This is a genomic window from Frankia nepalensis (assembly GCF_016786325.1).
GTDB classification, from domain to species: domain Bacteria; phylum Actinomycetota; class Actinomycetes; order Frankiales; family Frankiaceae; genus Pseudofrankia; species Pseudofrankia nepalensis.
In genome coordinates, this window is sequence record NZ_JADWYU010000198.1 from 14,708 (window position 1) to 27,691 (window position 12,984).

The window sequence follows — 12,984 nt, forward strand, 5'->3', positions numbered from 1 at the left end:
TCGAACGCGCGACTCCGCCGCCCCCTTGACGTACTCCCGCGGCCTTCCCGCGGCGCCCGGCACCGAGCGCCGCTGGTCACGGCGACGCGCGCCGGCTGGTCAGAACTGACGTAGCCAGTGGCGGAGGCGCTCGAGCCGACCATGCGGCCGCGGCGGCGGAAGTATCCGGCGCAGTTCCTCGTCGGTGGCCGGTCGGGCGGTCAGCGTGGCCTGCCGCAGCAGTTCCTTGGCGACCTGCGGCCCGCCCAGCACCCGCACGTTCACGTCGCCGCGCCGTATCACGTACCCGTGGGTGTCCTCGTCGCGGACGTAGGTGAGGCCCGCGTCCCGCGGGGTGCATTCGGTGGTGCGGAAGCAGATGTCCTCGCCGGCCGCGTAGCTCACATACAGCGTGATGGCGACGCTCCGCGCTCCGTTCCCGGCGCGGTCAGCCGGGGTGTAGGTCACGCCCGGCGAGGGGCCGGTCACCTGCCCGACGTATCCGGGGACCTGCGCCGCGTAGTGGGCGCCGGCCTCCACCTGCGCGCCGACCAGTTCGTCGGCGCCGGCCGGGTGCAGGCTCGACGCGGCGGCCCGCAGCAGGTCGTGGTCGACCGCGGGGGTTCCGACGACCGTCACGAACCGGTCGTCGATCGGCACCTGGTAGCCGTGCGCGACCTCGTTGTGCCGATAGACGAGGCCGTCCTCCTCGACCGTGCACGCGCCCCAGGTCAGGCGCGAGTCGTACGCGGTCGGCTGCCCGCACATCTGCTCGCCCAGGACGTCCCGGGGGTAGGCGGTGATCGTGATGAACAGGTCGGGCGGGACCAGGCCGGGATCCTCGGGACCGAAGCTCCCGCCGCCCAGCCGGTCGCCGTAGTCACGGCCACCGACGGGCAGGTAGCCGGGAATGGCGACCACGTAGGAGGTCTCCCGGTAGATGCCCGCGGTGACCAGCCGCGCGTCGAGCTCATCGGAGGGCTCCTGGCGCAGCACCACCACGCCCGCGGCGACCAGCGCCACGCTCAGCGTGAGCGCGCCGACGCTGAACGGCCACCCGCGCAGCAGCAGCAGCCCGGCGACCAGGGCGAAGGGCACTCCGCCCAGAAGGGCCGCCAGCAGCGGGTCGCGGCTCACTCCGAGCCCGGCGACGTCGGTCACGGCCCACCCCAGCACCCACCCGGCCGTCCCCACACCCGCGACCAGCAGCGCCCATAACGCTCGGCGACCACCGGTCCCGCCCAGGACCGACGCCGCCCGCGTAGCCGTGATCACCATGAGAAAGCCAGCCAACGCGGCCAGGAAACCCAGCAGGCCAACGCCCAGACCCAGCGCGCCTCCGGCGAACGCCGCGGCCACGATGGCCGTCCAGGCCAGCGGCGGCGCCAACGCCCCCACCACCCAGACCAAACCGAGGTGAACCGCGACGATCACCGGCCTCGACGCCCTCAACTCGCCCACACCTCAAGGATGCTCGACCGGGCACCGCCGCCGAGAACCACCGCCCCGCCGAACAGCGCGGTGCGCCACTCGGACCAGTCCCGGGGCGGACGACCGTGAGATCAGCCCGAGCCGGCCGGACGTCCTCGCCTCGTTCCTCGCCGGTCGCGCCTGGGCAACCAGACAGGGATCAACACGCTGACGACCGACCAGGGCCGCGGGGCGGTGGGACCGCTGGCGAACAGCCGATGTCAGGCGTTGGTCGGATTAGGCATCCCAAGGCGGTGATGGGGCATGCTTGCGGCAATACCGCGGTAGGAAGGATGCACGCGGCCGCGCAGGGAGGAATCTCGGAAGTGACGTCCGACAGCACCGCCGACCGGTCAGAGGTCATCGGAGAGGTATTCGACGCGGCGTTCGGCGAGCTCATGGCCGCCGAGCCAGCCGCCTTCCGGCGCAAGTTCCGCAAGATGGCGGCCTCGCCGTTCGCGTTCTATCGCGGGTCGGCGGCATTGTTCTACAACGATGTACATGCACTGGACGACCCGTTCCTGAACGAACGGACGAGCCGGGTCTGGATCCACGGCGATCTGCACGCGGAGAACTTCGGCACCTACATGAGCAGCGACGGCCGGCTCGTGTTCAACGTCAACGACTTCGACGAGGCCTACGTGGGGCCGTTCACCTGGGACCTGCGCCGCCTCGTCGCGAGCCTCGCGCTGCTCGGCCGGGCCAAGGCGCTGTCGGACGCGTTCATCACGACGCTCGTCGAGGCCTGCGTCCGGGCCTACCTGGACAAGATCCGCCTGCTGACCGGCGAGGTGTCCGCCGCGAGCCTGCTGACGCTGGACACGACGACCGGTGTGGTGCACGCCTTCCTGCAGAAGGCCCGGCGCGCGACCCGGGTGGAGCTGCTCGACGAGCTGACCGTGCTCGAGAGCCACGACCGCCGGTTCGCGCGGATCGACGGGGCGAGCCTGGTCGACGACGAGACCCGGGGCGGCGTCCTCGAGGCCTTCGAGCGCTACCTCGACACGCTGCCGCCCGCGCGGCGGGACCGCCCGGTCTCGCTGACCGTCAAGGACGTCGTGCTTCGCCGCGGCGTCGGCATCGGCAGCGCGGGCCTGCCCTCCTACAGCCTCCTGCTGGAGGGCATGACCGAGGCGCTCGACAACGACGTCGTCCTCTACATGAAGCAGGCCCAGGTGCCGGCGGTCGGCCGGTTCATCGACGACGAGCGGATCCGCGGCTACTTCCGCCATCAGGGGCACCGCACGGCGGTCTCCCAGCGCGCCCTGCAGGCGCACGCCGACATCTGGGTCGGCCACACCGAGCTCGCCGGCGTCGGCCAGTTCGTCGCCGAGGTGTCGCCGTACGCCCAGGACCTCGACTGGTCCGAGGTCGACGAGCCGGACGAGATGCTCGCGCTGGTCGAGGACCTCGGCCGCTCCACCGCGCGCATGCACGCCGTCGCCGACGACGAGAGCGAGCTCGACCTGGTGAGCTTCTCCACCGAGGAGGCCATCCACGAGGCGATCGCCGCGGACGAGAAGGGCTTCGTCGAGGGACTCGTCGACTTCGCCCACGGCTACGGCGCCCGGGTCCACCACGACCACCAGCTCTTCGTCGACCTGTTCCGCAACGGCCAGATCATCCCCATGGACTGACGTGGCTGGCTGGCGCCACCCACCCGCGGGCGAGCGAACATCGTCGACGGCGGGGCTCAGTGGTCGACGCCAGAGATCCCGGGCCAGCCCTGGGACGAGAAATCGAAGTAGACGCCATCGGGCGTCCGCATCTTCGTCTCCCAGGTGACACCAGCATGTTCGGCTACGGGGTCCACGAGTATCTCGACTCCGAGGCTCTTCGCTCGCTGGACCGCGGAGTCCATGTCGGGAACCACGAATCCGACGTGGTTGAGACCCTCGGGCTTGCCGTTGACATGGTCAGGGTCGACCTTGATGAGCGCGAGGCTGACCGTGCCGTCACTCAGATAAATAGCGCCCAACTTGTCGATGTCGCCACCGCGGCCCACCTCCTCCATCTCAAACAGAGCGGAGTAGAACTTCGAAGCCGAGTGCAGATCGTCGCACTTGATCGCGACGTGTCGAAGCTTGGCCATCTTGAATCTCCAATCTGGGCGCGTTCCCGAACAACCGCCCTTTTATGCAAGCTAGCAGGCCCACTAGGCAGGATCGACGGTCAGGTGGCAGTCACGGCCATTCGCCGTTCTCGATAAGCCGCTCATAGCGCCGCTGTCGGCGTTGGGCGTCCCGCATCAGCCTCGGCACCGCGGGCGCGGAGAGACGCGGGAAGAGATCCACGAAGCGCATCATCGGACCCCGTCGGCGCGGCACGATCGTCACCGGGCGGGGGCGCTCGGTGAGGCGGCCGACCACGCGGCCGATCGCGTCGGCGGTGAGCAGTGGAGCGGTGAAGGAGGCCGCGGCTTCGGGGTCGTCGACGCGGTTTCCCACCAGCGGGGTCCAGACGCCGCTCGGGCAGACCGCGCAGATGTCGATGCCGCGGTGGCCGCCGCGGCGCAGGTCGAAGTGCGTGCTGAGCGTGAAGGCCATCGCGGCGTGCTTGCTCGCCGCGTAGACCGCCTGTCCGGGCGTCGCCACGATCCCCGCGAGCGAGACCACGTTGATCACTTGACCCCGCCCCGCCGGGACCATGTGGGCCAGCGCGGCGATGGTGCCGTTGATCGTCCCGGTCGCGTTGACGGCGAGGACGCGTTCGTTGCTGGCGTCGTCGACCTCCCAGGCGTATCCCGCGGCAAGCACGCCCGCGTTGTTGACCCACAAATCGACGTGACCGTGCTCGGCGACGATCTCGTCGGCGAGCGCGCGGCTGGCGAGCGCGTCGGTGACGTCGAGTACCGCCGCGCGGCACCCGGAGCCGAGGCCCTCGACCACCGGTTTGGCGATGCCGAGTTCGAGATCGGTCGCCCAGACCGCGAAGCCGCGTCGGTCCAGCTCTGCCGTGATGGCCCGTCCGAGCCCACCGCCCGCCCCGGTGACGACCGCGGTCTTCATCAGCTGCCTCCGGCGGCGGCGATGGAGATCCAGATGATCATTCCGGTGACGATGAGCACGACGCTGATGACGATGCCGGCGATCGCGAGCCTGTTGGCCATGCCCGCCCTACGGCTTTGGAGCAGCGCGATGATTCCGAAGATCAACGCCAACACCGGCACGAAGAACGACAGGACGAACGACCAGATGCCGAACGCCCTTCCCGGGCTGTCATGTACGGATCGAGCCTTCTCAGCCGCTTCGGAAACGATGGTCTGTTTCATGTCTCGTCCCTTCTCGCCAGTCGCCTCGAAGGGAAAGCTAGGTTGGTCCAGTGGATGCCTTGTTGACAACGAGTGGACGCCGTCACGGGCACCGGTTGATTGCCTTCAGCGGCTCCTCGGCTCGGTGGGCACACAGCTGCGCCTCGCAAAGCAGTCGGCGACCGAAGTGGCCCTCCTCGCGACGAGCGCCGACGAAGAGCGCCGGACTGCCGCGCGACGCCCACGCACTTCCCGACGCGATGGCGATAGGCGTACCGCTAGCCTCGAGCTTTCATGCCGATGACCGTCGGTGGGCACGCCGAAGATAGAAAGTGCTCCTGAGCTGGAAGGATCGGGCTTGCCGAGGAACTGATCCATCCGAACCAAGGAGCACCCTCATAGGGCGGAGCGCCGGTGCCTACCCATCCGTCCGCGTGGACGCCGCGGAACGCGGTGTCCTGTCGGCCGCGCGCAGGGTGCCGCTGACCGAGATGGTCCGGGCGTCTGGCCTGGGCCGGGGGTTGTCCGTCGAGTTGTCGCCGTGGCGGTCGCCGCCGGCGGCGTCAGCCGCGCGGCCGCCGGGCGAGCTGGCGTGACTGGGCCACCAGGCGGTCGGCGCTGTCCCAGACCTCGCAGTCCTCCTCGAACATGCCGCCCGCCAGGTAGCGGGTGGTGTGCGTGACCCGCAGCCAGCCAGGCGCCGGGGCGGCACGCACGTGCGCGGTCAGCTCCAGGGTGGGCGCCCAGCCGGGAATGCCGATGTCGAACGTCACCGGCGGCAGCGCGTCCACGACCTGGAGCAGCGAGACCGGGTCCGGCTCCCGCCCGTCCACCAGGCGGTACCACGCGGACAGCAGCCCCCGCCCGCTCGGCGCCCCCGTCGCCCAGCCGACGTGGTCGGGGTGGAGGAGCAGGTCGAACCGGCCCAGCATCGGCACGATCTCGAGCAGCTCCGGCGGGCCCATGGAGGCTGGCACGCACTTCTCGGTCGGCGGCAGGTCAGGGGGCACCGCCGTGACCCTCTCGGCCTCCTCGCCGGGGGCCAGGGATCCGGCGGTGACCAGCGCGGTCAGCCGCAGCTGCCCCTCCTGCTCGACGTCGACGGCGACCGTGCCGAGCGAGCGGCCCTCGCGGCGCACCCGCGCCGTCACGACGGCCGGACCGGGCGCCGCCGGCGACACGTAGTGCGCCGACACGGCGATCGGGTTGGCCTTCCCGTCGAGCACCGCGCCCGCCGCTTTCCCCGCGAGCGCCAGCAGCAGGCCGCCGTTGATCCCGCCGCCGACCACCCACCCGGGCACCAGCTCGGCCCCGAAGGAACCGGAGCCCAGCGGCTCCAGGGCAAGGTGCAGGTCGAGCTCAAAGGCGGGCACACTCACCGCTTCACCGTAGACCGCGCCACCGCCGCGCCGGCGACCAGACGGGGCCAGGCCTGCTTCCCGCGGCTATGCGGGCCCGACGGGCCGGACGGCCGATAGATGAGGACCGGGGTTCGCTGTCATGCCAGGTCAGGACGGGTCCCCGGCCGGAGCTGTGGTTGAGCCGAACCGCTCAGGCGGAGACCGGGAACGGGAGCGGGCCCGCCGTGGGCGATGGTCACGACGTACAGCAGCAGGCCAGCGGCGGTGAGCACGAAGCCGGCCCAGACTGTCGACAGGGTTCCCCAGCCCGCGCCGAGGGCGACCGCCCCGCCGACCGCGCCGAGGGAGTTGGCCAGGTTGAGCGCCGCCAGGTTGAGCGCCCCCATCAGGGTCGGGGCGTCCGGCGCGAAGCCGGTCAGCCGGACCTGGATGGTGGGGATCGCGAACATCATGGTCGCGCCGACGCCGAACAGGCAGGGCAGCAGGATCGCCAGGTCGTCGCCGGCCACCCCGATGAGCACCAGGAGCGCGAGGACACCGCTGTAGCCCCAGATCAGACCGCGGTTCTCGTGCCGGTCGGCGACGCGTCCGCCGAGGTGGTTGCCGACCGCCATGCCGAGGCCGAAGACGGCGAGCGCGATCGGGATGAGCGAGGCGTCCCGCCGCGCCGCGTCGGTGACGAACGGGCCGATGAACGTGTAGACGGCGAAGATGCTGGAGATGCCGAGCGCCGCGGCGGTCACCATCAGCCAGACGTTGAGCCGACGCAGGCCACCCAGCTCGTTCGTGATGGAGGTGCCGCGCAGGTCGTCGGTGCGCGGCAGCCAGGTCACCAGAGCGGCGCCGGCGAGCAGCCCGACGGCGACCACGGTCCAGTACATGACGCGCCAGCCCGCGTTCTGGCCGATGAAGGTGCCAAGCGGCGACCCGGCGATGGTGGCGACGGTGAGTCCTCCCATCACGGTGGCGAACGCCTTGCCGCCCTTACCCGGGCCGTACACATACGTGGCGACGACGGCCCCGGCGCCGAAGAACGCGCCCTGCACGCTGCCGGCGACGAACCGGAAGAGGACGAGCAGCGCGATGTTCGGGGCCAGCGCGGACAGCCCGTTGCCGACCAGGAAGAGCACGATCAGGCCGAGCAGCAGAGTGCGCCGGTTGACCCGGGCGGCGAGCAGGGTGATCGCCGGAGAGCCGATCACCACGCCGAAGGCGTACGCCGTGATGGCATACGTCGCGACCGGAATCGACACGTCCAGGTCGGACGCGAACAGCTGGATGATGCCGTTGCTGCCGAACTCGCCGGTGCCGATTGCGAAGGTGCCCAACGCGAGCGCGAACAACGTCATCCTCGGATTGCGGACAGGCGACTTCCCGAAGGTGTGCCGCTCCTCCTCGGCGGCGCACTGGCCTTCATAGGCACGCTGATGCATCGTCGCAACCTCAGCCCGCGGCGCGCTTGATGAGCTCAACCGCCACAGCGGGCTGCGCGATCATCGCGACGTGCGACGCCGCGACCTCGACGGTGTGCGCCCTGGCCCGCCGCGCCATGAACCGCTGTGCCGCGGCAGGAAGCACGTTGTCGTTGCGGGCGACGAGGTACCAGGAAGGAATGGTCCTCCAGGCCGGGGCGCCGGACGGCTCCTGCAGGGTGCGCACGTCGCTCGGCCGCTGGCTGGCCCACATCAGGTCGGTGGTCGCCCTCGGCACGTCGCCGGCGAACACGTCCCGGAAGACCTCCTTCTTGATGTATCCGTCGACGCCCCCGCCGTAGGGGCGGAAATCCAGTGCCGTCTCGTTGAGCCTGCTCCCGAGGTAGGCCGTCTGCAGGCCCAGCAGCGTCTCCCCCTGGTCGGGTACGAACGCCGCCACGTAGACCAGCGCCTTCACGTTCGCGTTTCCGGTCGCGGCGTTCGTGACGAGGATCCCGCCGTAGGAATGCGCGGCGAGGACGAGCGGGCCGCCCAGGGTGGCGAGGATGCTGGCCAGGTACGCGGAGTCGGACGCCACGCCGCGCAGCGGGTTCGCCGGCGCGATGACCGGGTAGCCGTCGCGGAGGAGCCGGGCGGCGACGTCGTTCCAGCCGGAGGCGTCGGCGAACGCGCCGTGCACGAGGACCACGGTTGGTTTCGGCCCGTGGCCGGGCGGGGTGTGCGCCTGCGCGGCGGGTGCTCCGAGCACGGCGCCGGTCGCGACCACGGTGGATCCGGCGAGCAGCGTGCGGCGAGTTGTCTCCATCGGTTGGCCCCTTCAGCGCGGGACCCGCGACATCTGTCTGCCGCGGACCCGCGTGTCTGTCGTTCTCGGTGACGGTCAGGGGTCAGCCTGAAGCCCGGTGCTTGACGGGCGGTGGACGACGCCGGCCGCACCACGGCGGCGGGTCCACAAAGATTCCACTCGCCGTCAACTGCGCCGGCCTAGCTTGAGGCAGTGAAGCCACACGAAAGCGAGGCCGCCAGGATGCGGAGTCCGCGGATCCGCATTCTCTGGTAGGTCCTCGTCGATCTCACCCAGGCCGTGCTGTGGGCGGCCTCGGCGACCGTGGTGTGGCGATCCGCCGACGTGGCCGCGGGCAGTCCTCGGCCCGCGGGACCTGAAATCCAGCCTTCTCCGCCGGCTACGACGCGCCTGAGGATGCCGCCATGAATCCCGTAATCCTGGACAGCCTGCCTTTCGCCCTCGGCGTCGTCATGCTCGGCCTGGGCCTCGGCCTGACCGTGGAGGACTTCCGGCGGGTCGGCCAGCATCCGAAGGCGGTCGCGGTCGCGCTGCTCTGCCAGGTCGTGCTGCTGCCGGCGATCTGCTTCGGCCTGGTGCTCGCCTTCCGGCTCCCACCGGAGCTGGCGATCGGGCTGATGCTGGTCGCGGCGTCGCCGGGCGGGCCGACAGCCAACCTGTACAGCCACCTGTTCGGCGGGAACGTCGCGCTGAACGTCACGCTCACCGCGACCAACTCGGTGCTGGTGGTGGTCACCCTGCCTGTCGTGGTGAACCTCTCGGCGGAGTACTTCCTGGCCGACGGCGCCGCGATCGGGCTGCAGTTCGGCAAGATGCTGCAGGTCTTCACCATCGTGCTCGTGCCGGTCGCGGTCGGGATGCTCCTGCGCGCGCGGGCGCCGGAGGTGGCGCGGCGGCTCAACCGTCCCGTCCAGGTGCTGTCGGTCGTGGTCCTCCTCGCCGTCGTCGCCGTCGTGCTGGTCGGGCAGCGGGCGAACCTCGCCGACTATTTCCTCTCGGTCGGGCTGGCCGTGCTGGCTTTCAACATCGTGAGCATGCTGGTCGGCTACGGAGTGCCGCGCCTGGTCGACATCGACCGCCCCGCCGCCGTCGCGGCCGGGTTCGAGATCGGCATCCACAACACGGCGATCGCCGTCACGGTCGCGCTGAGCCCCGCGCTGCTGGACAACGCCGAGATGGCCATCCCCGGCGTGGTGTACGGCATCGTCATGCACTTCACCGCGACCGCGTTCGGCTGGTCGACCACCCGCCGGTCAGCGCGGCCGGCCCGGCTGTCAGCCAGACCGGCCGCGGCCGGCGTCACTGTTCCCGAGCAGCGCGGTCAGAGCTCGGCGAGGAACCTCTCGGCGCGGTGGGCGAAGAGGTAGGACTCGCGTTCGCCGGACAGCTCGCGCGCGCTTTCGGCGGCGGCTCGCACCACGTCCACGGACTCGCCGCGGGCGTGGCGCAGGCGCGCCCGCAGCAGCAGGACGAGTCCTTCGGCGTAGCGTTGGCCGTAGGCCCGCAGGGCCCGGTCCGCCTGGTCGAGGGCGCCGCCCGCCTCGTCCGGCCTGCCGGCGGCCAGCCACATGTCCGCGATCAGTGCGTGGTGGTACGCGACACCCCACCGCGGCGGGTCGATCAGTGTCCCGGCCAGGAGCTGCTGGGCCTGCGCGGTGATGCCGGCCGGGTCGTCGCCGGTGACGGCACGGGCCCAGTACCAGATCAGCCGGATGTAGTGCTCCTGCTCGATGGCGGAGTGGCCGGTACCCACCGTCGTCCACCGCTCGATCGTGCGCAGCACCCCGCCGGCGTCGCCGGCCATCGAGGCGATGATGGTGGTGTAGTACGCCCAGGCCGCGACCGCGTAGGGGTCGTCGGGGCCGTTCCACTTGTCGACCAGGGCCCTCGCCTTCTCGACGTCACCGTGGAGCGCGGTCACGACGGCCAGCCAGCCCGGCCACTCACCCGAGACGTCGCGCCGGATAGAGGTCTCGCTGTACGACGAGACGACCCCCTCGAGGAGGGCGAGGTCGTTCGCGCTGAAGCACCGGTATGCCTCGCCGATGTTCCCGCTGTCCCACTGGTGCAGGCCCCAGGCCTGCCGGCCGTACACCTGGACGACCGGATCCGAGGACGCCTCCCCCTGCTCGGACAGCCGGCGGACCAGGCGTTCGCGGTCCCACTCCAGAAAGGCGTAGGCCCCGAACAGGCGGGCGAACAGGAGGCCCGCGGCCTCGACCTCCCGGCCGAGCTGGCGCGCCAGGTGTTCCGCGCGCTCCAGCAGATCGAACGTCGTGCCGCCGAATCCGGCCTGCCGGCGCGGGGCGATCGCGAGCAGCGAGAGGGCGGAAAGCTCCAGTTCCGGGAGCCCGGCGGTTCGCGCGATCTGGGCGGCCAGTTCGAGGTGTCGATCGGCGGCCGCGAACGCGAGCTTGGTCGTGGCGCGCCGGCCGGCGCGCTTCAGCGCCTCCGCGGTGCGGACCGGGTCGGCGAGCGGGCCGGCCGCCCGCAGGTGGTAGGCGAGGCGCTCGGTGATCGACTCATCGTCGGCCTGGCTTTCCTCGAGTGCGTCCGCGACGCGCAGATGCAGCCGGATAGCCTGCTGATGCGCCGTTGTCTCGGTGACCGACTCGCGGACGAGGTCGTGCGCGAAACGCCACGAGAACGGGTCTTCGGGCCCCGATTCGAGCAGGCCGAGTCCGCGCAGCGGTTCGAGGCGTTCGAGGCAGTCCGCGACGTCGACGCGCGCGGCGCGGGCGAGCAGGGCGAGGTCGAGGTCACGGCCGATGAGCGCCGCGACCCGCAGCAGGTCGCGGCCGCCGTCGTCGAGGCCCGCCATCCGGTCGCGGACGACGTCGCGCACCGTGGACGGCACCCCGGCGCGGGCCGACGCGTCGCCGCCACCGAGCGCGCCACGGTCGACGAGGAGCCGGGACAGTTCGCGGACGAAGAACGGATTGCCCGCGGTACGAACGTGGATGCTGCTGGCGACGTCCGCGCCGGGCTCGTGGCCGGTCTCGCGACGGACGAGTTCGGCCACGTCGGTCAGGTTGAGCGGGCCGAGCCGGATCCTGCGATGGCTGGCCAGCCGGCTCGCGGCGGCCAGTACCCGCGACAGGTCGGAGCCGGGCCTGGGTGCGCGGTCGCGCAGCGCGCCGACGACCGCGGTACCGGCGGGTAGCCGGCCCGTGAGGTGGCCGAACAGCTGGAGCGAGGCGGCATCGGCCCATTGGAGGTCGTCCATGACGAGCAGCAGTGGCCGTTCCGCGCAGGCCTGGCCAATGACGGTGACGACCTGCTCGAACAACCGGAACTGGGCGCGGCCACCGGAGGCCGGCGGCTCGGCGTCATCGTGTCGAGATTCGAGGAGACTGCCGAGTTCGCTGGCCAGCCACTTCTCACGCGCCGAGGCGGGCAGGCTGTCGAGGATGGCCGACAGCGCCTGCTCCCACGGCCACATCGAGGGTGTGCCATCGCCTTCCAGACAGGAGGCCCAGGCGACGAGCGCGCCGCGCCCGTCCGCTACGGCGGCGGCCTGCTCCAGCAGGCGCGTCTTGCCCACCCCCGGTTCGCCTTCGACGATGACGAGGCCGGTGCCGCCGGCGAGCGCCTCCTCGATGGCCTGCCGCAGCACGCCGAGTTCCTCGCCCCGGCCGACCAGCCCGGCTGCCCGCCTCGCCGGTACGCGTTCCCCCTCGCTGCGCGCGCTCGCTCCCTCGGCCGGCGTCGGGGTCTGCGTCAGCACCCGCAGGTGCGCGGCCCGCAGCGCCGGGCCGGGGTCGATGCCGAGCTCCTCGGCGAGGCGGTCGCGGACCGCGTGAAACGCCGACAGCGCCTCCGCCTGCCGTCCCGCGGCGCCGAGGGCGGTGACGAGGCTGGCCTGTACGGGTTCGTGGAACAGTGCCATCGACGCGGCCAGCCGCAGCGGCGGGATAACCCGCGCCGGTTGGCGTAACGCCACGGCCAGCTCGGCCGCCGCCGCGCAGGCGGCATGGAACTCGTCGTCGAGGGCGGTCAGGACCCCAGGCGCGGTCGATCCGTGGAAGACTCCGTCCCCCGCGTGGCCCTGCCAGAGGCCGAGCGCTTCGACGTAGTGGTCGAGCGCCCCTTCGCGGGCCTGCTCGGCGAGAGCCGCCTGTGCCGCTTTCACGAGTTCCCGGAACGTGACAAGGTCCAGCATGCCGGGGCCGGCGACGAACACGTACCCGTTGCCGCGGCGGTGCAGATATGCACCAGCCTCCCGGGCGGGCAGCTCGGGTTCGAGCAGCCGTCGCAATACCCCGATGTACTTGTGGATGACGTTGAGCGCGCTGGCCGGGACGTCATCGGCCCAGATCAGGTCGATCAATTCGCTGGTGCTCACCGGGCGGCCCGCGCGGGCCAGGAGCAGCGCCAACAGCTGCGCCTGCTGGCGGGGGCCGGCATCCAGTTCGGCGCCGTCGCGCCACAGCCGCAACGGACCGAGGACCTGTAGACGCAGCGAACCGGCGCCGGCCGGCGGATCTCCGCCATCGGGACGAACGGGATGGGCTCGGCCAGCCATGTCTGTCGACTCCCGGATGGACATGACAGCGTCGTCTGCCTGCGATCTCTACGGACCACAGCGTGCGCCGAGTTTAGCCGAGCTGGCGCCGGCCTGTCGTGACGGAGGTGCGGCCCGCCCGGGCGGTGGCCCAGGCCCCGGTCAAGATCGAGAAGCATGCG

The 12,984-nt window shown here is 71.4% G+C and carries 10 protein-coding genes and 1 pseudogene; 3 read left to right on the forward strand and 8 right to left on the reverse strand.

The window, feature by feature from the left end; genetic code table 11:
- Window positions 1-99: 99 nt before the first annotated feature.
- Window positions 100-1,440, reverse strand: coding sequence for a hypothetical protein (locus tag I6A81_RS30330; RefSeq protein ID WP_203004502.1), 1,341 nt, complete (start codon window positions 1,438-1,440; stop codon window positions 100-102).
- 302 nt (window positions 1,441-1,742) lie between these two features.
- On the opposite strand from I6A81_RS30330, the gene I6A81_RS30335 reads away from it, so the two are divergent.
- Window positions 1,743-3,086 (forward strand): DUF2252 domain-containing protein, encoded by a 1,344-nt coding sequence (locus I6A81_RS30335; protein WP_203004503.1) that lies wholly within the window; start codon window positions 1,743-1,745, stop codon window positions 3,084-3,086.
- A 56-nt stretch (window positions 3,087-3,142) separates the two neighbouring features.
- On the opposite strand, the gene I6A81_RS30340 is transcribed toward I6A81_RS30335, so the two are convergent.
- From I6A81_RS30340 to I6A81_RS30350, 3 genes are all read right to left on the reverse strand, one after another.
- A complete protein-coding gene (locus tag I6A81_RS30340) occupies window positions 3,143-3,541 on the reverse strand; it encodes a VOC family protein (protein WP_203004504.1) in 399 nt (132 codons plus the stop codon).
- A 91-nt stretch (window positions 3,542-3,632) separates the two neighbouring features.
- Entirely contained in the window at window positions 3,633-4,457 is an 825-nt protein-coding gene (locus tag I6A81_RS30345; RefSeq protein WP_203004505.1) for an SDR family NAD(P)-dependent oxidoreductase, read from the reverse strand.
- Window positions 4,457-4,720: a hypothetical protein gene (locus I6A81_RS30350; protein ID WP_203004506.1), complete on the reverse strand. Its 264-nt coding sequence runs from the start codon at window positions 4,718-4,720 to the stop codon at window positions 4,457-4,459. The genes I6A81_RS30345 and I6A81_RS30350 overlap by 1 nt, the downstream gene beginning before the upstream one ends.
- Before the next feature lie 377 nt (window positions 4,721-5,097).
- Here I6A81_RS30350 and I6A81_RS44135 point away from each other — a divergent pair.
- Window positions 5,098-5,259: pseudogene (locus I6A81_RS44135) on the forward strand (IS1380 family transposase); the annotation flags it as partial.
- A 3-nt stretch (window positions 5,260-5,262) separates the two neighbouring features.
- Here the strand turns inward: I6A81_RS44135 and I6A81_RS30355 are convergent.
- The 3 genes from I6A81_RS30355 to I6A81_RS30365 form a co-directional block, all read right to left on the reverse strand.
- Window positions 5,263-6,078 (reverse strand): thioesterase family protein, encoded by an 816-nt coding sequence (locus I6A81_RS30355; protein ID WP_203004507.1) that lies wholly within the window; start codon window positions 6,076-6,078, stop codon window positions 5,263-5,265.
- A 119-nt stretch (window positions 6,079-6,197) separates the two neighbouring features.
- Window positions 6,198-7,493 carry an MFS transporter gene (locus tag I6A81_RS30360; protein WP_203004508.1) on the reverse strand — a complete coding sequence of 432 codons (1,296 nt, stop codon included), beginning with the start codon at window positions 7,491-7,493 and terminating at the stop codon, window positions 6,198-6,200.
- 10 nt (window positions 7,494-7,503) lie between these two features.
- Window positions 7,504-8,298 carry an alpha/beta fold hydrolase gene (locus tag I6A81_RS30365; protein ID WP_203004509.1) on the reverse strand — a complete coding sequence of 265 codons (795 nt, stop codon included), beginning with the start codon at window positions 8,296-8,298 and terminating at the stop codon, window positions 7,504-7,506.
- A gap of 404 nt (window positions 8,299-8,702) precedes the next feature.
- On the opposite strand from I6A81_RS30365, the gene I6A81_RS30370 reads away from it, so the two are divergent.
- A complete protein-coding gene (locus I6A81_RS30370) occupies window positions 8,703-9,665 on the forward strand; it encodes a bile acid:sodium symporter family protein (RefSeq protein ID WP_203004510.1) in 963 nt (320 codons plus the stop codon).
- Here the strand turns inward: I6A81_RS30370 and I6A81_RS30375 are convergent.
- Window positions 9,620-12,823 (reverse strand): AAA family ATPase, encoded by a 3,204-nt coding sequence (locus I6A81_RS30375; RefSeq protein WP_238429582.1) that lies wholly within the window; start codon window positions 12,821-12,823, stop codon window positions 9,620-9,622. The two genes, I6A81_RS30370 and I6A81_RS30375, sit on opposite strands and share 46 nt — an antisense overlap.
- Between the last annotated feature and the right edge of the window lie 161 nt (window positions 12,824-12,984).